Origin of the sequence: Streptomyces sp. NPDC006552 (assembly GCF_040611655.1) — a bacterium.
GTDB lineage: Bacteria > Actinomycetota > Actinomycetes > Streptomycetales > Streptomycetaceae > Streptomyces.
Window position 1 is genome coordinate 29,262 of record NZ_JBEXOS010000016.1, and the last position, 21,444, is coordinate 50,705.

Here is a 21,444-nt window from a genome sequence, read left to right on the forward strand (position 1 = left end):
CGTCACGGGCACACCCCGGTCCGCCGGGTCTAGAGCCCACGGCCGGGCAGGGTCAGGATCTCGGCCCCCTCCTCGGTGATGGCGATGGTGTGCTCGGTGTGGGCGGTGCGGCAGCCGGTCGCGCTGCGCAGCGTCCAGCCGTCGGCGTCGGTGACCAGTTCGGCGGTGTCGGCCATGACCCAGGGTTCCAGGGCGAGCAGCAGCCCGGGGCGGAGCTTGTATCCGCGGCCCGGCCGTCCTGTGTTCGGGACGTGCGGGTCCTGGTGCATGGTCGAACCGATGCCGTGGCCCCCGAACTCGGTGTTGACCGGGTAGCCCGCCTCGCCGAGGACCGTGCCGATGGCGTGGGAGAGGTCGCCGATGCGCGCGCCGGGCTTGGCGGCGGCGATGCCGGCCGCCAGCGCGCGCTCGGTCGTCTCGATCATCGCGACGCTCTGGGCGGGCCTGGCCCGGCCCACCAGGAAGCTGATCGCGGCGTCCGCGGCCACCCCGCCCTTGGCGACGGCCAGGTCGAGGGTGAGCAGGTCGCCGTCGGCCAGCGCGTAGTCGTGGGGCAGCCCGTGCAGCACCCCGTCGTTGACCGCCGTGCAGATGTAGTGCCCGAACGGCCCGCGCCCGAAGGAGGGCGCGTAGTCGACGTAGCAGGACTGGGCGTCCGCCTGGTCGATCATCTCTTTGGTCCACCGGTCGATGTCCAGCAGGTTCGTGCCGACCGTGCAGCGCTGTTTCAGCGTGTGCAGGATGTCCGCGACCAGGGCGCCGGTCTCCCTGGCGCGCTCGATCCGCGTGGAGTTCAGAATCTCGATCATGGGGTCCTCCAGGTGTTTCCAATAACAATACCGGTCTAACTGTACCGGTATTAGAATGGGCCGATGGTCGCACGACACCGGGCGGGAGGAGCAGGCCCCCGCGGCCCGCGACCGCGCCGTCCCTGCGGCCGCGTACGCACCCACACGGCCCCATCGAAAGGCACACGTATGCGCATCCTCATCGTCGGCGCGGGCGCCACCGGAGGCGCGTTCGGCACGCTCCTCCAGGAAGCCGGACGCGACGTCACGTACCTGGTGCGCCCGGCCCGCGCGGCCGCGCTGCGCCGATCCGGGCTGCGCTTCGCCTCGCCCGGGAACGACCGCACGCATCCCGTCGCGGCCCTCGTATCCGGTGAGCACGCCGACCCCTTCGACCTGGTCCTGATCACCGTGAAGGCGACCGCCCTCGACGCCGTCCTCACCGATCTGCGCCCGTACGTGGGTCCGAAGACCCAGGTGCTGCCGATCCTCAACGGCATGGCACACCTCGACCGGTTGGCGCAGGCCTTCCCGGGGCAGGTGCTCGGCGGCCTCGCGAAGATCGTCGCCACGCTGGACGGGGACACCGTGCGGCAGCTGACCGACCTGACGACCCTCACGGTCGGCACTCTCACGCAGACACGGGGGACCGGCGTGCCGGCCCCGGTCGCCGAGGCCCTGGACGTCCCGGGCGTCGAGTTCACGGTGAGCGACGACATCACCGGGGCGCTGTGGGAGAAGTGGGTCTTCATCGCCGCCGCCGGGGTCGTCACCTGCCTCTTCCGCGGACCGGTCGGCCGGGTCATCGACGCCGGCGGCCTCCCGCGGATCATGGACGCCATCGCCGAACTCGAAGCCGTCGCGGACAAGGCCGGGCACCCGGTGTCCGACGCCGCGCACGCCCAGTCCGTGGCGCTGCTCGCCCAGCCCGGTTCGGCCTTCACGTCCTCGCTCTACCGGGACCTCGTCGCGGGCCTGCCCACCGAGGCGGAGCACATCCTCGGCGACCTCGCCGAGCGCGCCCGGCAGCTCGGCGTCCCGACGCCACTGCTCGACCTCACCCTCATCCAGCTCCGCACCGACCTGCCGGCGCCCGGACGGCCGTCGGACACGGCACGGCGACCCCACTGATCGCAGGGGGCGCAGAGGTTGCGGGGTCAGGTTCTCAGGCCGGCAGGAAGGCGTCCTGCGGGGCCGCGTCCAGGATGAACCCGTTGTCGAAGCGGACCCGCACCGTGACGCGGGGTCCCTCCTCCTGGAACGCGGTCCATGCCGGTTCGAGCGCGGCGACCTGCTCCGCGAGCTGCTTCCTGCTCTCCGGTGGCATGCCGTCACCGTAGGAGTCGAGCAGCGACCTCAGCCGCTCGTACTCGCGCGCGTCCGCGCTGTCGCGTACGTGCGTGACGACCTCGTCCACGGTCCCCTCGGTGCCCGCGGCGAGGCAGAGGATCCCGACGACCGTCCCCGCGGATTCGGTGGGATCGGTCAGGCGGAAGTCGGCCGCCAGCCTGACCCGTCGGCCTTCTTGCAGAGCCATCGTCTCTCCCTGTTCCCGCTCGTCGCTGTCGTTCACCGGTGCCGTCGTCCTGCCCGACCCATGATCGCGCCCGGCGCCGGGCGGCGTGCGGGCGGGCTACCGGCGCCGCGCCCAGTCGGCCCGCACCAGCTCGTACTCCACTTCGCCGTGCTCCGATCCGGGGATCGCCTCCGGCCAGTCCCCGTGGAAACTCCGCAGGAACGACAGGCCCGCCTTCTCCATCACCCGGCGGGAGCGTGTGTTCACCGCCATCGTGTCGGCCGTGACCCGCTCCACCCCGAACTCCGTGAAGCCCAGGTCGATCAGGGCCCGGGCTCCCTCCGTGGCGTACCCCTTGCCCCAGGCCGCCCGGTTCAGCCGGTAGCCGAGCTCCACCACGGCGGGGCTGTGATCGTCCAGGGGACGGAACTCGAACCAGCCCAGGAAGGTCCCGGTGGACTTCTCCTCGGCCGCCCAGTAGCCGCGGGTGCCGAGACACGGGTAGTCGCGCAGGAGCCGCGGCAGCGTCCGCGCCCGGATCGCGTCACGGCCGGTCGGACGGCCGCCGTTGAGAAAGCGCATGACTTCGGGGTCGTTGTCCAGCGCGAAGAGGGACTCGGCGTCGGTCTCGGCGAAGGGGCGCAGGGCGAGCCGTGGTGTTTCCAGGCGGACATCCATGCCGCGATCATCACGAGAGGCAGCGGAGCCCGCCACCGGATTATCCGGCGGGCGGGTCCCTGCCCAGCCAGGGACCCTGAGCGAACTGCAGGGCCGACACGAGCACGAGCGCGCCTCTGCGGAACGTGCCGGGCCGCTACGGCTGGACCGGCACCGCCGCCCCTCTCGTCCCCGCGACGGGGCGGCGGTGGTCCTGCTCGCCCAGGCGTTCAGTTGCAGAGGCCGCTGCACGGTCCGAGCCACAGCGGCCCGCAGCCGTAGTCGGTCCAGTTGCACGAGCCGTAGCAGACCGAGTCGCAGCTTCCGGTGCCCGCGCACTGGGAGTTGCAGTCCGCGGCCGGGAGGGACCGGTCGCCGCGGGGCGTCACGGCCGGCTCCCCCTTGGGACCCAGCTCCATGAGGAGTGCCCGCGACCCGCTCGCGCCGAACGCCGCCACGGTCGCCGTCCGCAGCCCCTCCAGGGCGTCCGCCTGCCGGCGTCCCGCGATGATCTGCGGTGCCAGCCGCGTCGCGTCGTCCAGGACGGCGGACTGGGCGGCCGACAGGGCGGGGTGGGCCTTCCGGTAGTGGGCGAAGTGCGCCACCCACAGGTCGCCGCGGGCCGCGGGCGACAGCGCGCCGTAGACCGCGCGCCGGTAGTCGGCGGGGTAGGACGTGAACTCGGCGTAGGCGGAAGGCAGCCGGCCGAGGTTGGCCTGCACCCATCGCGTCGCCCGGCTGCTCCTCGCGCGGGTCACGGCCTGCGCGGGCGAGGTGGCCAGACCACCGGTGACCAGGAACGTGCCCAGAGCCAGCCCGGGGACGGCCTTGAGCAGCCCGCGGCGGCTCGGCGCCCGCAGCGGGCGCAGGTCGCCGAGCGCACGCACCACCCGCAGCGAGTCCGCGGGACCGAGCAGCCGGGCCAGGCGCACGGAGAGCGCGGTCCCGGTCCAGGCCCGCACCCGCTCGCCGTCGACCGCCAGCAGCGTCGGAGCCCAGACGGCCCCGTCCCCCAGGGCGCGCGCCCGCAGCTCGCGCACGCGCGGCTCCGCGAGGCCGGCGGTGGTCAGCGTGCCGTCGACGGACTCACGGACCCGGTCCACCACGTCCTCGCAGAAACGGCAGTCGGCGTCGAAGGCCAGTAGCCACTCGGTCACGAGCTTCTCCCCACGTTGTGTGACACACCGTCCGAACGCTGCGTGCCGCAGCACTCTTGTCTGCCTCAGATCTATCCCGGTTCGGTGGTCCGGTATGCGTGATCGGCCGGGTATTGCGGGAAATTGACCGTCGCGGGCGGCGCACCGTCGCACCCGGCCCGTGTCCGGCCCGCGCGCGGCGGCGACGTACTCTCTGCGAGGTGGATCTTCACCGGCCGAAGCCACCCGCCCCGGCACCGAAAGGCCCGTCATGACCCAGCCCGCCACCCCGCCCACCGTCGAACGGCTCGACGCCCGGCATCGCTACGCGATCCAGGTCGACGGCAACACCGCCGGGTTCACCGCGTACCGCGACCGGGACGACCGGCGGGTCTTCTTCCACACCGAGATCGACGAGGCCTACGCGGGACAGGGCCTCGCCTCCCTCCTCGTACGGGAGGCTCTGGACGACGTGCGGCGCGCGGGCCTGCGCGTGGTGCCGGTCTGCCCGTACGTGGCGAAGTTCCTGACGAAGCACGAGGAGTACGCCGACCTCGCCGACCCCGTGACGCCCGAGATCCAGGAGTGGCTGGAAGGGCAGCTCAAGCGCTGACGCGCTACGGGACGCGGGCCACGCCGACGTAGAAGCCGCTCAGTTCCTCGCGGGGCGCGGGCGAGTCCTGGTACCACTTGGTCGCCGTGACCAGGCCGGGCGCGACGAGCTCCAGGCCCGCGAAGAACGGCTCGATCTCGGCCCGCGTCCGCATGCGCAAGGGGATCTCGCCCTTGCGGTAGGTGGCGGTCACCGAGGTGACGAGGTGCGGGTGCTCGTCGGTGGTGCCGTGCGAGAACATGAAGTAGCTGCCCGAAGGCAGCGCGTCGAGCAGCGTCCGCGTCAGCCCGTACGGGTCCTCCTCGTCGGTGATGAAGTGCATCAGCGCGATCATCGACAGCGCGACGGGCCGGCTGAAGTCCAGGAAGGCCGCCGCGTGTTCGAGGATGGAGCGCGGATCGCGGACATCGGCCTCGACATAGTCGGTGGCCCCTTCGGGGCTGCTGACGAGCAGGGCCTCCGCGTGCCGCAGCACGATGGGATCGTTGTCGGTGTACGCGATCCGCGCCGTCGGCACGGTGCGCTGGACGATCTGGTGCAGGTTCGGCGCGGTCGGGATGCCCGTGCCGATGTCGAGGAACTGGTCGATGCCGTTCCCGGCCAGCCAGGCCGCCGCGCGGTGCATGAACGCGCGGTTGCGCATGGCGTTGAGCCGGGCCTCCGGCGGCAGCTTCTCCGCGACTTCCTGGTCGACGAGGTAGTTGTCCTTGCCGCCCAGCAGCCAGTCGTAGACGCGCGCCGGGTGCGGCTTGCTCGTGTCGATACGACCTGCGGAGGACTGTGCCGTCATGCCTGACTCCAGCGTGCGTAGAGCGCCGGCCGGTTCCACCGGGCACGAAGGTGACACCGCGGCGGGGCCGTGGGGGACGCGGCGATTATGTCATCGGCCAGGGCTTCGCCGAGCGTCGTCGGTTCTTCTCATCTCGCGTACGGCGCGGGGGCGTTGGTGGCGAGGCGGCAGTCTGCGTCGTGCCGTGCCGGTGCGGGGTGATGAGTTTCCGGCGCCCGGACGGTCTGTCCTGGTGGTTGGTGTGACCGGGAAGCATGACGAGCAAGAGGCGGCCGTGCGCGACGGCGTAGGGCGGATGGTGCACGCGGAGCGCGCGGCCCTCATCGACGATCTCACGCGGCTCGGCGCAGGAGACCCTGGCGCGGCTGCGCCAGGTGGCGACGCGGACCTCGACGCCCCCGCGCCCCTCGACACCCGGCTGGTCGAGGAGGTCTTCCATGGAAAGGACATCCGGCGGCCCCTGGGTCTCGTACGCACCTACGCGCCGGAAGCCGCCGTCCGGACGCTGCGCGTACAGGCACGCACGTCCGTCTCGTTCGGCGGGGCGAAGCAACTGCTGGCCCGCGTCCGGCTGACCGCGACGGACTTCGACCTGCCGGGCGGGACCGGGCAGGGAGCCGAAGTGAGCGGCACCGCCCTGGCGCTGCTCCTGGCCGTCTCCCGGCGGCGCGTCGCACTGGACGAGCTGCAAGGGCCCGGCGTCAGGATGGCTCAGGCGGCTTCCTCGTGGTGGCTGCGGCCGGGGACCGGCTTCTCCCGGTGTGCCGCGCGCCCGTGACCGGGGACGAGCCGGAGATGTCGGACGCGGTGCCGGCCGGCGGACGGCCGGGCCGCACCGGACAGGTGGTCCTCGATACGGTCCATGCAGATCAGCAGTATCCCCATGACCGGAAGCAGAAGCAGAGCGACTATCAGCATCGGCGGCGTCCTCCCCGCAGCGTCCCTCTCCGCCTGCCCCTCGTCCCTCTCTTCACTGAGCCGGTGATGTGAAGATCCGGCGACGTACCGGTTCTGGCCGCTTCACCCGCCGCGCACCACCACCCAACGCACCAGCGGGCACGTGCCGTTGTCACTCCCCTGGGGGACGTTTCGCCCCAGGCCGCCGGGACATGTGGGAGTCAGACAACGCCACGCGGAAAGGGACGGACCGATGAACGACAGAGCCCACGCCACCGACACCACCGGGGAGCACGGCACACAGGTGCTCCCCGGCGCCGCACACCTCGCACCCGCCCACCGCGCGCCGCTGGACCTCCTCGGCTACACGGTCCAGGCGAGTGACGGACCGGCCGGCACCGTCGACGGCCACACCGAGGAAGTGGGCCCGCACCACCTGGTCGTCGACACGGGCGGCGCGCTGCTCAGCAAGAAGGTGCTGCTGCCGCGCTGGGCCGTCGCGCACGTCGACGAGGACGAGCGGACGCTCCAGGTGACCTGCGGCCGCGACAGCGTCAAGGCGGCCCCGCGCTTCGACCCGGACATGCGCGTCACCGACCCCGGCTACCGCACGCGGATCGACGAGCACTACCGCGCGCAGCCGCAGCTCTGACCGGTCGCCCGGCGGACGTCCCCGAACCCGCCCCTCACGGACCACGGCAAGCGGGCGGCCTCCCCGGGTTCGGCGCCGACCGGATGGGGCACGCGGTGGGGGCGGCCGGACGCCACGGCGGACATGCCGGTCACGGCGGGCGGCCGCAGTATGGCCGACAGAGAGACAGGAGGCAGCGATGAACATGGTGAAGATCGCCTACAAGCCGCTCGGCGTCGGGCTCGGCATGGCGGCGGGCGCGGTGGCCGGCACCGTCTTCAACCAGGTCTGGAAGCGGCTCGGACATGAGGACGACGCCCCCGACGCCACGGACGAACAGCGCCACTGGCGCGAGATCCTGCTCGCCGCCGCCCTCCAGGGCGCCATCTTCGCCGTCGTGCGCGCGGCCGTCGAGCGGGGCGGCGCACGGACCACGAAGCGGCTCACCGGCGTCTGGCCGGACTGAGCGGCTCCCCGGATCTTCGCCCCGCCCGGTTTGGCCACGGCGGAAATATGCGGCCCCGACCCGGCCGTGCCTTACTGGAACGTGGCCGGGGCGCCGCCTGTCGGCACGTGCTTTCCGACAAGGCCGGCCGGGGCGCGCGGCGGAGGACAGCAACAGGACCGGACCGCCCACACCACTACGGGAGGAACACGCATGGCGCGGCGTCATCGGATGGTCAAGGCGAGCCCGGCGACGGTATGGGCCGTCCTCTCGGACGGCACCCGGTACGCGGACTGGGTGGTGGGCACGGCGTCGTCCCGGCCGGTGAGCGGGGAGTGGCCCAAGGTCGGAGCCGCCCTCGAGTACGAGGTGCAGCTGGGCCCGGTCCACCTCACGAACGAGACCGTCGTCCGGCACTGTGAACCAGGCACCCTGCTGGAGCTGGAGGCGAAGGCGGGCGCCCTGGGCACCGCGCGGATCTCCCTCCAGCTGCGCCCGTGGGGCGATCACTGCCTCGTCATGGTCGACGAACACCCGCTGCACGGCGCCGCCGGCACCCTGCACAACTTCGGCGTCGAGGCCGTGATCCAGCTGCGCCACCGCGCGATGCTCGCCCGCCTGGCCCGCGTCTGCGAAGAGGAACAGGCCCACCCGACGAGCACCGCCGCAACCAGCGGGGGCGGGGCACGCCATGCCTGACGCCGTAGTGATCGGGGCCGGGCCCAACGGCCTGGTCGCCGCCAACCTGCTGGCGGACGCCGGCTGGGGCGTGAGTGTCCTGGAGGAGCAGCCGGAGCCCGGCGGTGCCGTGCGCCACGACCGCGGCGTGGACCCCGAGTTCGTCAACGACCTCTTCAGCTCCTTCTACCCGCTGGCCGCGGCGTCCCCGGTCCTCAAAGAGCTACGGCTCGACGAGTACGGGCTGCGCTGGAGCCACGCCCCGCACGTGCTGGCCCACCCCCTCACCGACGGCCGCTGTGCCGTGCTCGACCGCAGGGTCGACGTCACCGCAGCCTCGCTCGACCGGTTCGAGGCGGGCGACGGCGACGCCTGGCGGCGCCTGCACGACGTATGGGAGGACGTCCGTCCGGACATTCTGGGGGCGCTGTTCACCCCCTTCCCGCCGGTCCGTTCGGGCGCGAAGCTCGCCTACCGGCTGCGGACCGCGGGCGGGCTGCGCCTGGCCCGCTCCCTGGTGCTGCCGGCCCGCCGGCTCGGCGAGGAGGAGTTCACCGGCGAGGGCGGCCGGCTCCTGCTCGCGGGCAACGCCCTCCACGCCGACCTCGCGCCCGAGGCGGCGGGCAGCGGCGGCTTCGGCTGGCTGATGGCGATGCTCGGCCAGACCTACGGCTTCCCGGTCCCCGTCGGCGGCTCCGGTGAGCTCGTCCGCGCGCTGATCGCCCGCCTCGAAGCGCGCGGCGGGACGGTCCAGTGCGGCCGCAAGGCGGAGGAGATCGTCGTACGCGACGGGCGGGCCGTCGCGGTGCGCACCGCCGACGGCGAGAGCGTGCCCGCCTCCCGCGCGGTGCTCGCGGACGTCTCCGTCCCCACGCTCTACGGCGACCTGGTCGCCCCCGAGCACCTGCCGTCCCAGCTCATGGACGACATGCGCCGCTTCCAGTGGGACTTCAGCACGTTCAAGGTGGACTGGGCGCTCGACGGGCGCGTGCCCTGGCAGGCGGAGGACGCGGCGCACGCGGGCACCGTCCACCTGGCCGACGGCGTCGACGAACTCACCCGGTTCGCCGCCCAGATCGCCATGGGCCAGGTGCCCGACCGGCCCTTCGTGCTCTTCGGCCAGATGACGACGTCGGACCCGACCCGCTCGCCCACCGGGACCGAGTCGGCCTGGGCCTACACGCACGTACCGCAGAACATCCGCGGTGACGCGGGCGACGAGAAGATCACCGGCGCCTGGAGCCAGGCGGAGCAGGAGACCATGGCCGACCGGGTCGAGCGGCAGGTGGAGCGGTTCGCCCCCGGTTTCCGCTCGCGGATCCGCGCCCGGCGCATCCTGGCGCCGCCCACCCTCGAATCCCTCGACCGCAATCTGCACGGCGGCGCGATCAACGGCGGCACGGCCGCCATGCATCAGCAGCTCGTCTTCCGGCCCGCGCCCGGCACCGGCCGCGCCGAGACCCCGCTGCCCGGCCTCTTCCTCGCGTCCGCGGGCGCCCACCCTGGCGGCGGCGTCCACGGGGCGCCGGGCGCCAACGCGGCGCGCGCGGCGCTGCGCCGCCGGGCGCCCGCACCGCTGGCCGCCGCGCAGCGCCTGCTGGCACGCCGCGACCGGACCGGCCGCAAGCAGCCGTGAGGAGCGGCCCGGACGGCGTCGGCGAAGGACGGAGACCCATGCACGACAGCCCGCTGCGCGGCCGCACGGTCGTGGTGACCGGGGCCGCACGCGGTGTGGGCGCCGCCCTCGCCCGGGAACTCGCCGGGCGCGGCGCCCGCGTCGCGCTGCTGGGCCACGAGAAGGAGGCCCTCGCCGGGGTCGCGGCCTCCCTGCCCGCTCCGGCGCTCGCGCTGGAGACGGACGTCACCGACGCGGGCGCGCTGCGGGCGGCGGCGCGCACGGTCCGGGCCGAACTGGGCCGCCCGTCCGTCGTCGTCGCCAACGCGGGCATCGCGGAGGCCGGGCCCCTGAGCACCGCCGACCAGCGCTCCTGGCGCCGGGTCGTCGAGGTGAACCTCACCGGCAGCGCGCTCACCGCGCAGACCTTCCTGCCGGACCTCGTGCAGACCCGCGGCTACTACCTGCAGATCGCGTCCCTGGCCGCCATCGGCGCCGTCCCCATGATGAGCGCGTACTGCGCGTCCAAGTCCGGCGCCGAGGCCTTCGCGCACGCGCTGCGGGCCGAGACCGCCCACCAGGGCGTGGCCGTCGGCATCGCCTACCTCAACTGGGTCGACACCGACATGATCCACGACGCGGACCGGCACCCCGCGCTCGGCGACATGCGGGGCATGCTGCCGCCCCTGGCCCGCCGCGTCCTGCCGGTGGGCCCGGTCGCCGCCCGGCTCGCCCGCGCGGTGGAACGGCGCCGCACCTCCGTCCACGTACCCGAGTGGGTGCGCCTGGCGCAGCTGGGCCGGGGCGTGCTGGCCCCCGTCATCGCCCGCCGCGCCCGGGCACACTACGCCCGCCTCGCGGCCGGACAGCCCACGGCGCAGTCGGGCCCCCTGGGCGCGGGCGGCCTCGCCGACCACGCACCCGCCGACCGGTAGGCGGCGGGTGCGAACCACAGTGACCCGGTGCGCGGTCCCGCACGGGATCAGGTAGTCAGGAGAAGTGGAAAACGACATCTCCGACCGGTTCGTCCGGGTGCGGGGCGCGCGGGAGCACAACCTGCGGGGCGTCGACGTCGACGTGCCCCGGGACGCGATGGTCGCCTTCACCGGCGTCTCCGGTTCCGGCAAGTCCTCGCTCGCCTTCGGCACGCTCTACGCCGAGGCCCAGCGCCGGTACTTCGAGTCCGTGGCCCCCTACGCCCGGCGGCTGCTGCAACAGACCGGCGCCCCGCACGTGCAGGAGATCACCGGACTGCCGCCCGCCGTCGCCCTGCAACAGCGGCGCGCGGCCCCCACCCCGCGCTCGACGGTCGGCACCCTCACCACGCTCTCCAACCTCCTGCGGATGCTCTACTCACGCGCCGGCACCTACCCGAAGGGCGCCCCGCGCCTGGAGGCCGAGGCCTTCTCGCCCAACACCGCGGCCGGCGCCTGCCCGCACTGCCACGGCCTCGGCGTCGTCCACGACGTCGCTGAGGACCTGCTCGTCCCCGACCCGGCGCTCAGCATCCGCGAGGGCGCGATCGCCGCCTGGCCGGGGGCCTGGCAGGGCGCCAACCTGCGCAGCATCGTCGCCGCCCTGGGCATCGACATCGACCGGCCCTGGCGCCGGCTGCGCAAGAAGGACCGGGACTGGCTCCTCTACACGGACGAACAGCCCTCGGTCCTCATCGAGCCGGAAGAGGGCCGGATCGACTACGGCTACCACGGCACGTTCTGGAGCGCCCGCGCCCACGTCCTGCACGTCCTGGCCGACTCCAAGAGCGAACGCATGCGCGAGCGGGCCCTGCGGTTCGTGCGGAGCGTGCCCTGCCCGCAGTGCGCGGGCAGCGGACTCACCCCGGAGGCGCTCGCGGTCACGTTCGCCGGGCACAGCATCGCCGACGTCAACGCGCTGCCGCTCACCGACCTGGTACGCCTCCTGCGGCCCGTGGCCGGACTGTCCGATGCCGCGGCGGCCACCGGGAGCGCCAGGTCGGGGGAGCGGACCGAGGTGGCGGTGCGGATCTGCGCCGACATCGTCGCCCGCGTGGAGGTCCTGCTCGACCTCGGCCTGGGCTATCTCGGCCTCGGCCGCCGCTCCACCACACTCTCGCCCGGCGAGGCGCAGCGGCTGCGGATCGCCACCCAGCTGCGGTCGGGCCTCTTCGGCGTCGTGTACGTCCTCGACGAACCCTCCGCGGGCCTGCACCCGGCGGACGCCGAGCCCCTCCTCGACGTCCTGGACCGGTTGAAGGCGGCCGGCAACTCGCTGTTCGTCGTGGAGCACGACATGGACGTCGTACGCCGGGCCGACTGGGTCGTCGACATCGGCCCCGGCGCCGGCGAGGGCGGCGGCCGGGTGCTCTACAGCGGACCGGTCCCCGGACTCGAACGGGTGACACGGTCGCCGACGAGCCGGCACCTGTTCGGCCGCGCCGAGCCCTTCACCCACCGGCCCCGCGCGCCACAGGGGTGGCTGCGTCTCGACGGCGTCCGCCGCCACAACCTGCGCGACCTGTCCGTCTCCGTGCCGCTCGGCGTCCTGACAGCGGTCACCGGCGTGTCCGGCTCGGGAAAGTCGACCCTGGTCACGCAGGTGCTGGCCGAGGCCGTACGCGGGCACCTCGGCCTGGCACCGGAGGAGGGCGAGGAGGCGGGGGCCGGGGCACAGGTGCGGGACGTCTCCGGCGTGGAGACGTTCGACCGCCTGGTCCGGGTCGACCAGCGGCCCATCGGCCGCACCCCCCGGTCCAACCTGGCCACGTACACCGGCATGTTCGACGCCGTGCGCAAGCTCTACGCGGCGACGGACGAGGCACGGGCCCGCGGGTACGGAGCCGGGCGGTTCTCCTTCAACGTCGCCGAAGGGCGGTGCGAGACCTGCCAGGGGGAGGGGTTCGTCGCCGTCGAGCTGCTCTTCCTGCCCGGCACCTACGCGCCGTGCCCGGCCTGCGGGGGAGCGCGCTACAACGCCGAGACGCTGGAGGTGACCTACCAGGGCAGGAACATCGCCGACGTCCTGGCGATGTCCGTGGACGACGCCGCCGCCTTCCTCGGCGACGTCCCGGGCGCGGCCCGCAGTCTCACGACGCTGACGGAGGTGGGCCTGGGGTACCTGCGCCTCGGCCAGCCCGCGACGGAGCTGAGCGGCGGCGAGGCCCAGCGCATCAAACTCGCCACCGAACTGCAGCGGGCCCGTCGCGGCCACGCGCTCTACCTGCTCGACGAACCGACGGCGGGGCTGCACCCGGCCGACATCGCGCTCCTCCTGCGCCAGCTGCACCGGCTCGTCGACGCGGGCAACACGGTCGTCCTGGTCGAACACGACCTCGACACGATCGCCACGGCCGACTGGGTCATCGATCTCGGCCCGGGCGGCGGCGGCGCGGGCGGCCGGGTGGTCGCCACCGGGACCCCGGCGAAGGTCGCCCGCTCCCGGCGCAGCGTCACCGCGCCCTACCTGGCACCGCGCCTGCGGTCCCTCTCCTGACCGAACCGCACGGGGCGCGCCGCTTTCGTTCGCACCGGAACGGAGCCGGGGCTGACCCACGGCGCTCACCGGCGGTAGGCTCAGGGGCATCGACCTCACTTTCGGACGGGAGGGTGCTGGGATGTCCCGGAGTCTGCCCTTCCGCAGTGCTGAGCACGTGGCCCAGGTCGCCTGCCATGTGTCCGAGCTTCTCGACGTGTTGTGGGGGCGCGGTCAGGAAGCCGCCGCGGCGGGCCCGCTGCCACCCTCCCAGTTCCGGGCGCTGACGGTGATCGAGGACCAGGAGCGGGTCAACCAGCGGACGCTGGGGGAGGTGCTCGGCTCCCGCCCCTCCTCGGTGAGCCGGCTCTGCGACCGGCTCGAAGCCGCCGGCCTGGTGGAGCGGCTCGCCAGCCCCACCAGCCGCCGGGAGGTGGAGCTGCGGCTCAGCCGGCGCGGGTCCGCCGTGCTCGAGGATTTCCGCGCGTCGCGCGCCCGGGAGATCGAAGCGGTGCTGCAGACCATGTCACCGGCCCAGCTGCGTACCCTGGCCGACGGCCTGGAGCAGTTCCAGGACGCCGCGGCGGCCCACATCGCGCCCGGCGCCGCCGACGTGGAGGGCCGGGGGCCCTCCGAGGCGATCGCCTGACGGCTGCGTGACCGCCCGCCGGGCGCGGGCGCGGGCTACACTCCTTGAACAGTTGCTGCATGACAAGTTTTGCGATGTTTTTTCGGTGCTTTGCGTTCCCGCTCGGCTCGTAGGTGCGGTGCAGGATCGTGGTCGTGACCATCTCATCTCGCGCTCGGCAGCCGGCTCTACCCTGAAGAAGGCTGCTGTGAAGAACTTCCTGGCCGTGGAGCGCGCTGTCCGAGCCGCTTCGTCGTTCGAGTTGCTGGACGCGATGCGCGCGGCCCTGGTGGAGCAGTACGACGCCCTGAGCGTCGAGCTGTTGATGGCCGACTACGGCCTCACGGTCCTGCAACCCGTGACGGAGCTGCCGCACACCACGACGCCTCTGTCCCTGCACGACAGCCCCGCGGGCCGGGCCTTCGCCAGCCAGGACCCGCACAGCAGCGCCGTGCGCGGCGAGGGGGTGGTGGACCTCTACCTGCCGGTGACCGTCCGCGGGGACAGGCTCGGCATCCTGTTGGTGCGGGTCCCGGAGGAGAGATGCACGCCCGAGGAGATCGCGGAGCTCGCCGCTCTCGCGGAGATCCTCGGGCGCGAGATCGTCGTCGCCGACCGTGACACCGACGTCTATCTGCAGGCCAGACGGGCCAACCGGCTGACCCTGGCCGCCGAGATGCAGTGGCAGCTGCTGCCCGGGCGGGCCAGCACCCGCCCCGAGTACGCGATCGGCGCGCAGCTGGAGCCCGCGTACGCCATCCACGGCGACAACTTCGACTGGTCCGTGACGAGCGAGTCCCTCACCCTGACGGTCACGAACGGGATGGGGGAGGGGATCGAGGCCGCGCTCCTGACCAACCTCGCGGTCAACGCGCTGCGCAACGCGCGCCGCGCCGGCATCGGCATCGCCGACCAGGCCGCCCTCGCCGATCAGGCGCTGTACGCGCAGCACCGGGGCGAGGAGTACGTCGCGACCCTGCTGCTCTCCTTCGACCTGCGCACGGGGCGCGTGCAGGCGGTCGACGCGGGCTCGCCGCAGCTGTGGCGCCAGCGGGGCATGAGCGTCGAGCAGATCCCCTTCGAGGCCCAGCTGCCCCTGGGCATGTTCGAAGAGACCGACTACGTCATGCAAGAGTTCGACGTACAGCGGGGCGACCGGCTCCTCTTCATCAGTGACGGCGTCTACGCGGCCCTGTCCGAGACCGGGGAGGAGTACGGCGAGCGCATGCTCGCGCGCGCCATCCAGGCGGCGAGCCTGCTGCCCGCGTCGGCGGTGCCGCGCGCGATCCTGCAGGAACTGGCCGAATACGTGAACGCGGTCGCCGACGACGACGCGCTCGTCGTGTGCCTGGACTGGTTCGGTCGCGACGGCGAGGCATGAGGACGCCGCTTCGCGGTACTCGCCCTGGATGCCCGGCCGGCGGCCGGACCATCAGCCGGAAGGGTGGTTGCCCATGAAGCGCCGTCCGTGCAACTGTTGCCCAATGGAAACTGTACTGACCGATGCCGAGACCCGCCCACGACAGTGCCGTAGCCCGCAGGGTCGGTTGCTGTCCTGAGGTCGCAGGCGAAAGGTGGTGGGGACCCGCAGTGCGCGGGTCGGTCCCTGGTGATGTCTTCCCCCACGGAGCCGTTGCGCTCCCTAGGCGTGCCGGCCGAGGCCGTCCCCGGTCCGCGTGAACCGTATCCGGCGGTCACGGTGGACCGGACGGGCCGCGTCCTGTCCTGCAACGACCAGGCGGGCGCCCTTCTCGACGGGCTCCGGGCCGGTGCGCTCCTCGTGGACACGGCCCCCGCGTGGCTGGCCGAGGCACACCGCGAGGTGCTCCGGAGCGAGCACGCCAGCCCGCCCGTGGCCCGGGGCCAGGTCAGCGGCCGGACCGTGGACGCCTTTCCCAGCCGCGGCGCCGACGGCGCCGTCTCCTGGTGGCTGGTCGACGACGGCGGCCTGCGCTCCGCCCACGACCAGCTGGAGAGCGAGCGGACCCGCTCGCGCGTCCTCCAGGAGATCTCCAGCGAACTGCTCGCGTCGCTGAACGCGGACCGGTGCATGGAGGTGACCGCACGGATGGCCGCGCAGCACCTCGCGGACGCGGCGGTCATCGTCGGTGTCCGCGGCGGGCGCACCTACCCCGTCACCCGCTGCGTCACCGGCGGCCCGGTGGTCCAGGAGAAGATCGCGCTCGACCCGCGCGACCTGCCGGGCCTCTCCGAGGCCCTGCTGGGCTTCCCGCCGGTGCCCTCGCGCTGGATCGACCCGGCGCAGGTGCCCCCGTGGGCGGTCCCCGCCGAGTTCACCGCCGACGGCGGCCGGATCGGCTCGGTCGTCGTCGTCCCGCTGCCCGGGCACGGACTGCCGGCCGGTGCCATCGTCATGATGCGCCACAGCGAGGAGGCGGCCTTCACCGACGCCGAGGAGGCCTTCGCCCGGCTCTTCGCCGCGCGCGCGGGCGCGGCCCTGTCGGCCGCCCGGATATACGCGGAGCAGACCCACATCACCGATGTGCTGATGCGCGAGCTGCTGCCGCCGGTGCTGCAAGGGGTGCGCGGCGTCGACTTCTCCGGCCGCTACCGCGCGGCCGCCGCGGGCGAGCGGATCGGCGGCGACTTCTACGACGTCTACCCCGCCGGGAACGACGAGGAGGAGACCTTCGCGGTCCTGGGCGACGTGTGCGGCAAGGGGCTGGAAGCCGCCGTGCTCACGGGCAAGATCCGCAACACGATCGAGGCGCTGCTGCCGTTCGCCGCGGACCACCACCGGGTGCTCACGCTGCTCAACAACGCGCTGCTGACCTCGCACCACGCCCGGTTCGCGACCCTCGCCCTGGCCTCCGTGAAGCGGGAGGGCAGCCGGGTGCGGCTGCGGGTGTCCAGCGCAGGCCACCCCACCCCGCTCATCGTGCGGACCGACGGCCGCGTCGAGGAGGCGGACACGATGGGCATGCTGATCGGCGCGCTGCCCACACACATGGTCAAGGTCAGCACGGCGAGCGTGGAGCTCGCGCCGGGGGAGACGTGCCTGCTGTACTCGGACGGTGTCACCGAGGCACACGGCGGCCCGCTCGGCGACACCATGTTCGGTGAGGAACGCCTGCGGAACACACTGTCGCAGTGCGCCGGCCTGCCGGCCGACGCCGTCACCGAATATGTACAGATGACCACCGCGCAGTGGGTCGGCGCGGGACCGCACGACGACATCGCGCTGCTGGCGATCACAGCGCCGCGCAACAACCACCTCACCGCGGTGGACGGACATACTCGGGGCAGGTTCACTGCATGACGACACGCGAGACGAGCGCGGCCACCGGCACGGCGCTCACCGACGGCGAGCTGCGCGAGCAGCTGTGGCAGGCACTGCTGGCATGCGACGACACCCATGCGGTCGCGCTGGTCCGGTTCGCCGTCGGCGCGGCCGGTCCCGGGCGGACCCTGGCGGCGGCCGAGCGGGTGCTCCTCGAACTGATCGCGCCCGCGCAAGAACGGGTCGGCGTCGAATGGGCGGCCGACCGGCTGACCGTCGCCCAGGAGCACGCGGCGACGGCGATCAACGAACGGTGCGTCTCCGCCGTCGCCGACGTGGCCGCGCCCGCCCTCGCCGGCGCCCCGGCACGCGGCCGGGTGACGGTGGCCTGCGTGGACGGCGAATGGCACGCGCTGCCTGCCCGGCTGGTCGCCGAAGTACTGCGCCTGCGGGGCTGGCGCGTCGATTACCTGGGCGCGCAGGTGCCGACCGCGCACCTCATCGCCCACCTCCATCAGCGCAGATCCGACGCCGTGCTGCTGTCCTCGTCGATACCGGCGCATCTGCCCACCGCCCACGCCGCGATCAGCGCCTGCCAGGCCACCGGGACCCCCGTCATGGCCGGCGGCGCCGCGTTCGGCCCGCACGGCCGCTACGCGCGCCGGATGCAGGCGGCCTGGGCCCCCGACGCCGTCGGCGCCCACACCCTCCTGGAACAGGGGCTCGACCGGCCCACCGCCGACGCGGCGCGCCTGCCCGACCTGGATCTGCCGCACCTGGCCGACCAGGAGTACACGCTGGTCGGCCAGGGCAAGCGGCAACTGGTCAAACAGACCCTCATCGACGTGGAGGACGCCTTCCCGCCGATGCGTACCTACGGCGAGGGGCAGCGGGAGCGCACGGCCGAGGACATCGGCCACATCGTCAGTTATCTCGTCACGGCTCTCTACGTCGACGACGCGGAACTCTTCACGACGTTCGTCGCCTGGACCGCCGGCATCCTGGACGCCCGGAGCGTGCCGCCGCAGAGCCTGCTGCCCGCTCTGGACTCGCTCCTGCACCAGTTGAAGGACTTCCCGCGGGCCACCGGCATCCTGACCGCGGCCCGCAGTGCCCTGACCGTTCCCGGACCAGGACGGCCCGCATGACCACCTACCCTCCCCTGCGCCTCGGCCTCACCGGCACGGACGACGGCGTGCTCGCCCTCCAGGTGGACGGCGCCCTCGACTACGACACCAGCGGCCACTTCACCGCCTACACGGACCAGCTCCTGGCCGACCATCCCGCGACCCGGGTGGTGCGGCTGCACTGCGCCGGCCTCGGCGGCGTCGACTCGATGGGCCTGTCCACGCTGCTCGGACTGCGCCGCCGCCTGGACGCGGTCGGGGCGACGCTGGAGATCGTCGAGCGCTCCACGCGCCTGGACCGGCTGCTGACCATCACCGGCACCTTCGAGTACCTCGTCGGCACGGACGGCGCCGCCGAGGGCGAACAGGAGCCGTCCAGTGCCGAGTCCGGCGCGGCGCCCGGGCCCGGCCACGGCTCCGAGCCGGGGGTGGACGCGGGTGATCAACGGCGGAGCCGGCGGCCACAGGAGCGTCGGTAGGGTGGCCGGGTGGACAGTCGTGAACCAGACAGGCCGGCCGCGGATCCCCACCCCGATCTGCAGGCCCTCGGCGTACAGCTGCGCCGGCTCAACGGCGAGCTGAACCGTCTCGTCCACGGCTTCGCGGCCGGCCAGGGCCTGCACCCCACCGACGTGCAGGCGCTCGCCGCCATCCTGGACTCCGCCGAGCCGCTGACCCCGGGCGCGCTCCGCCACCGCCTGGGCCTCACCTCCGGCGCGGTCACCGCCTGCGTGGACCGGCTGGAGCGGGCGGGACATGTCAGCCGGGTCCGCGAGAGCACCGACCGGCGCGTCGTCCATCTGCGGTACGTGCCCGGGGCGCAGGCGCGGGCACGGCGGTACTTCGGGCCGCTGGCGGCGGCGGCCGACCGGGTCCGCGGCGGGTACAGCGAGGACGAACTGACGGTGGTGCTGAGGTTTCTGAACGACCTCAACGAGGAACTCTCGCAGACCACGAGTCCGCAGGCGTAGCAGACGCAGCGGAACCAGCCGCATCCGGGATGAGGGTCTGCGCGGAAGCGACTGTCAGGAGGAGCACCCGCTCCCCACATAACTCAATCATTGAGATACTTTTTCGTTGAGCTTGTTGTTCCCGCCGTCTGCCTGGGGAGATCCATGTCCCGCACCACTCGAGGTACACGCTGGCTCGTGCCTCTCGTCCTGCTGTTCGTCTGGCTCGCCGTCGGCGGCACCCTGGGGCCCTACGCCGGACGGCTCGGCGAGGTCGCCACCAACGACCAAGCGGCCTTTCTGCCGCGCAACGCCGAGTCCACCCGCGTGATCGACGCACAGCGTGCCTTCCAGCAGGACGAGACCCTGCCCGCGATCGTCGTCTGGACCGCCGCCGACAGCGGCACCGTCAGCGCCGGACAGCGCGAGCAGGCCACCCGGGCGCTCGCCCGGCTGGAGGGAACCCCCGGTGTGGTGGGGAAGGTGTCGCCCGCGGTGCCCTCCGGCGACCACAAGGCGCTGCAAGGCGTCGTCCAGCTCCGTCCCGACCTCGGCGACGACCTCTCGCCCACGCTCGACCGGGTGGAGCGCGCGGCGGCGCGGGCGGCCGGTACCACCGTCGCCGTCGCGGGCCCGGCGGCGAGCCAGGCGGACCTGTCGGGCGCGTTCGCGGGCATCGACGGGCTGCTGCTCGTGGTCGCCCTGGTCACGGTCCTGGTGATCCTGCTGCTGGTGTACCGCAGCGTCCTGCTGCCCTTCGTCATCATCCTGGGCGCGGTCTTCGCGCTGGGGGTGGCCTGCGCGGTCGTCTACGTCCTCGCGGACCACGGCGTCGTCCGTGTCGACGGACAGGTGCAGGGCATCCTCTCCATCCTCGTGATCGGTGCGGCCACCGACTACGCCCTGCTCCTGACCGCCCGTTACCGCGAGGAACTCGCCGCCCGCGCCGACCGGTTCACCGCCATGCGGGCCGCGCTGCGCCGCTCGGCCGGGGCGATCACCGCCAGCGCCGCGACCGTCGCCCTCGGCCTGCTCGCGCTGCTGCTGAGCGACCTCACCAACAACCGCGCCCTCGGCCCGGTCGGTGCCATCGGCATCGTCAGCGCCGTGCTGAGCACCCTCACCTTCCTGCCCGCGGTGCTGGTGCTGCTGGGCAACGCCGCGTACTGGCCCGCGCGTCCGCGCCCGGCCGACGCGACGGGCGGCGGCCGGGGCGTGTGGCCCCGCGTCGCACGCGCGGTGCGCAGGTCGCCGCGGAAGATCTGGGCCGTCGCCCTGGGCGGGCTGCTCGTGTGCGCCGCGTTCGCCCCGACGCTGAACTCCAAGGGCGTGCCGCTCGACGAGATCTTCGTCAACGACGCGCCGTCGGTCGCCGCGCAGGCCACGCTGGCCGACCACTTCCCCGGCGGCTCCGGGAACCCGGCCGTGGTGATCGCCGACGCCCGGCACGAGAAGGAGGTCACCGCGCGGGCCGCGGCGACGGAAGGGGTGGCCCGCGCGGCGGCCCTGAACGAACAGGGCAGGCCCGGCGCCGGACCGGCCCGCGTCGTGGACGGCCGGGTCCGCGTCGACGTCACGCTGAAGGACGCCGCCGACAGCGACGCGGCCAAGGCGACCGTCTCCCGGCTCCGTGCCGCGCTGCACGGCATCGACGGGGCCGACACGCTGGTCGGCGGCTACACCGCGCAGCAGTACGACACCCAGCACACGGCGGAACGGGACCGGGCGCTGATCGTCCCTGTGGTCCTGCTCATCATCCTGGTCATCCTGGTCGCACTGCTGCGCTCCGTCCTCATGCCCCTCCTCCTGGTCGCGACGGTGGCCCTCAACTTCGCGGCCACGCTGGGCATCTCCTCGCTCGTCTTCCCGCACGTGTTCGGCTTCAGCGGCACGGACGCGTCGGTACCGCTGTACGGGTTCGTGTTCCTCGTCGCGCTCGGGGTGGACTACAACATCTTCCTGATGTCCCGGGCCCGGGAGGAGTCGCTGGAGCACGGGGTCCGCGAGGGCATCCTCAAGGCGCTCGTCGCCACCGGCGGGGTGATCACCTCGGCCGGTGTCGTGCTGGCCGCAACGTTCGCGGCCCTCGGCGTCATCCCGCTCGCGTTCCTGGTGCAGATCGCGTTCATCGTGGCGTTCGGCGTCCTGCTCGACACCTTGGTCGTCCGGTCGCTGCTGGTGCCCGCGCTCGTCCGGGACATCGGCCCGAAGGCGTGGTGGCCCGGACGTCTGAGCCGCCGCGAGGAGTGACGGCCCGGCAGCCCCGGTAAGACCCCGGAAAG

At 73.3% G+C, this 21,444-nt stretch carries 21 protein-coding genes; 16 read left to right on the forward strand and 5 right to left on the reverse strand.

The window, feature by feature from the left end:
- Positions 1–29: 29 nt before the first annotated feature.
- Complete coding sequence (map, locus tag ABZY33_RS12615) at positions 30–809, reverse strand: type I methionyl aminopeptidase (protein ID WP_356491516.1); 780 nt, start codon at positions 807–809, stop codon at positions 30–32.
- A 168-nt stretch (positions 810–977) separates the two neighbouring features.
- Here map and ABZY33_RS12620 point away from each other — a divergent pair, with 168 nt between their 5' ends.
- The gene (locus ABZY33_RS12620) at positions 978–1,919 is read left to right on the forward strand and encodes a 2-dehydropantoate 2-reductase (RefSeq protein WP_356491517.1); all 942 of its coding nucleotides are present in this window, start codon (positions 978–980) and stop codon (positions 1,917–1,919) included.
- A gap of 34 nt (positions 1,920–1,953) precedes the next feature.
- On the opposite strand, the gene ABZY33_RS12625 is transcribed toward ABZY33_RS12620, so the two are convergent.
- The 3 genes from ABZY33_RS12625 to ABZY33_RS12635 all read right to left on the reverse strand — a co-directional run bounded on the left by ABZY33_RS12625 (position 1,954) and on the right by ABZY33_RS12635 (position 4,118).
- Positions 1,954–2,325 carry a hypothetical protein gene (locus ABZY33_RS12625; RefSeq protein ID WP_356491518.1) on the reverse strand — a complete coding sequence of 124 codons (372 nt, stop codon included), beginning with the start codon at positions 2,323–2,325 and terminating at the stop codon, positions 1,954–1,956.
- Between the two features lie 96 nt (positions 2,326–2,421).
- Positions 2,422–2,982 (reverse strand): GNAT family N-acetyltransferase, encoded by a 561-nt coding sequence (locus ABZY33_RS12630; protein ID WP_356491519.1) that lies wholly within the window; start codon positions 2,980–2,982, stop codon positions 2,422–2,424.
- A gap of 209 nt (positions 2,983–3,191) precedes the next feature.
- Complete coding sequence (locus tag ABZY33_RS12635; protein WP_356491520.1) at positions 3,192–4,118, reverse strand: bacteriocin fulvocin C-related protein; 927 nt, start codon at positions 4,116–4,118, stop codon at positions 3,192–3,194.
- A 250-nt stretch (positions 4,119–4,368) separates the two neighbouring features.
- Here ABZY33_RS12635 and ABZY33_RS12640 point away from each other — a divergent pair, with 250 nt between their 5' ends.
- Positions 4,369–4,710: a GNAT family N-acetyltransferase gene (locus ABZY33_RS12640; protein WP_356491521.1), complete on the forward strand. Its 342-nt coding sequence runs from the start codon at positions 4,369–4,371 to the stop codon at positions 4,708–4,710.
- A 4-nt stretch (positions 4,711–4,714) separates the two neighbouring features.
- Here the strand turns inward: ABZY33_RS12640 and ABZY33_RS12645 are convergent, their stop codons facing one another.
- Positions 4,715–5,500, reverse strand: a complete 786-nt coding sequence (locus tag ABZY33_RS12645) for an SAM-dependent methyltransferase (protein ID WP_356491522.1) — start codon at positions 5,498–5,500, stop codon at positions 4,715–4,717.
- Between the two features lie 241 nt (positions 5,501–5,741).
- Here ABZY33_RS12645 and ABZY33_RS12650 point away from each other — a divergent pair, with 241 nt between their 5' ends.
- The 14 genes from ABZY33_RS12650 (at position 5,742) to ABZY33_RS12715 (ending at position 21,412) form a co-directional block, all read left to right on the forward strand.
- Positions 5,742–6,278 (forward strand): hypothetical protein, encoded by a 537-nt coding sequence (locus tag ABZY33_RS12650; protein ID WP_356491523.1) that lies wholly within the window; start codon positions 5,742–5,744, stop codon positions 6,276–6,278.
- Between the two features lie 372 nt (positions 6,279–6,650).
- Positions 6,651–7,049 (forward strand): PRC-barrel domain-containing protein, encoded by a 399-nt coding sequence (locus tag ABZY33_RS12655; RefSeq protein ID WP_356491524.1) that lies wholly within the window; start codon positions 6,651–6,653, stop codon positions 7,047–7,049.
- A gap of 178 nt (positions 7,050–7,227) precedes the next feature.
- Positions 7,228–7,494, forward strand: a complete 267-nt coding sequence (locus ABZY33_RS12660; RefSeq protein WP_356491525.1) for a DUF4235 domain-containing protein — start codon at positions 7,228–7,230, stop codon at positions 7,492–7,494.
- 192 nt (positions 7,495–7,686) lie between these two features.
- Positions 7,687–8,172, forward strand: a complete 486-nt coding sequence (locus tag ABZY33_RS12665) for an SRPBCC family protein (protein WP_356491526.1) — start codon at positions 7,687–7,689, stop codon at positions 8,170–8,172.
- Positions 8,165–9,787, forward strand: a complete 1,623-nt coding sequence (locus ABZY33_RS12670; RefSeq protein ID WP_356491527.1) for an NAD(P)/FAD-dependent oxidoreductase — start codon at positions 8,165–8,167, stop codon at positions 9,785–9,787. The genes ABZY33_RS12665 and ABZY33_RS12670 overlap by 8 nt, the downstream gene beginning before the upstream one ends.
- A gap of 38 nt (positions 9,788–9,825) precedes the next feature.
- Complete coding sequence (locus tag ABZY33_RS12675) at positions 9,826–10,701, forward strand: SDR family oxidoreductase (protein WP_356491528.1); 876 nt, start codon at positions 9,826–9,828, stop codon at positions 10,699–10,701.
- A gap of 64 nt (positions 10,702–10,765) precedes the next feature.
- A complete protein-coding gene (gene uvrA, locus ABZY33_RS12680) occupies positions 10,766–13,237 on the forward strand; it encodes an excinuclease ABC subunit UvrA (protein ID WP_356491529.1) in 2,472 nt (823 codons plus the stop codon).
- Positions 13,238–13,358: 121 nt separating this feature from the next.
- Positions 13,359–13,865, forward strand: coding sequence for a MarR family transcriptional regulator (locus ABZY33_RS12685; protein ID WP_356491530.1), 507 nt, complete (start codon positions 13,359–13,361; stop codon positions 13,863–13,865).
- Positions 13,866–14,118: 253 nt separating this feature from the next.
- The gene (locus ABZY33_RS12690; protein WP_356491603.1) at positions 14,119–15,225 is read left to right on the forward strand and encodes a PP2C family protein-serine/threonine phosphatase; all 1,107 of its coding nucleotides are present in this window, start codon (positions 14,119–14,121) and stop codon (positions 15,223–15,225) included.
- 231 nt (positions 15,226–15,456) lie between these two features.
- Entirely contained in the window at positions 15,457–17,124 is a 1,668-nt protein-coding gene (locus ABZY33_RS12695; protein ID WP_356491531.1) for a PP2C family protein-serine/threonine phosphatase, read from the forward strand.
- Positions 17,121–18,233: a cobalamin B12-binding domain-containing protein gene (locus ABZY33_RS12700; RefSeq protein WP_356491532.1), complete on the forward strand. Its 1,113-nt coding sequence runs from the start codon at positions 17,121–17,123 to the stop codon at positions 18,231–18,233. Before ABZY33_RS12695 ends, ABZY33_RS12700 begins: the two co-directional genes overlap by 4 nt.
- A complete protein-coding gene (locus tag ABZY33_RS12705) occupies positions 18,230–18,691 on the forward strand; it encodes an STAS domain-containing protein (RefSeq protein ID WP_356491533.1) in 462 nt (153 codons plus the stop codon). Before ABZY33_RS12700 ends, ABZY33_RS12705 begins: the two co-directional genes overlap by 4 nt.
- A gap of 9 nt (positions 18,692–18,700) precedes the next feature.
- On the forward strand, positions 18,701–19,183 hold the full coding sequence (locus tag ABZY33_RS12710; protein WP_356491534.1) for a MarR family winged helix-turn-helix transcriptional regulator: 483 nt from the start codon (positions 18,701–18,703) through the stop codon (positions 19,181–19,183).
- 144 nt (positions 19,184–19,327) lie between these two features.
- Positions 19,328–21,412 carry an MMPL family transporter gene (locus ABZY33_RS12715; RefSeq protein ID WP_356491535.1) on the forward strand — a complete coding sequence of 695 codons (2,085 nt, stop codon included), beginning with the start codon at positions 19,328–19,330 and terminating at the stop codon, positions 21,410–21,412.
- Positions 21,413–21,444 lie beyond the last annotated feature (32 nt).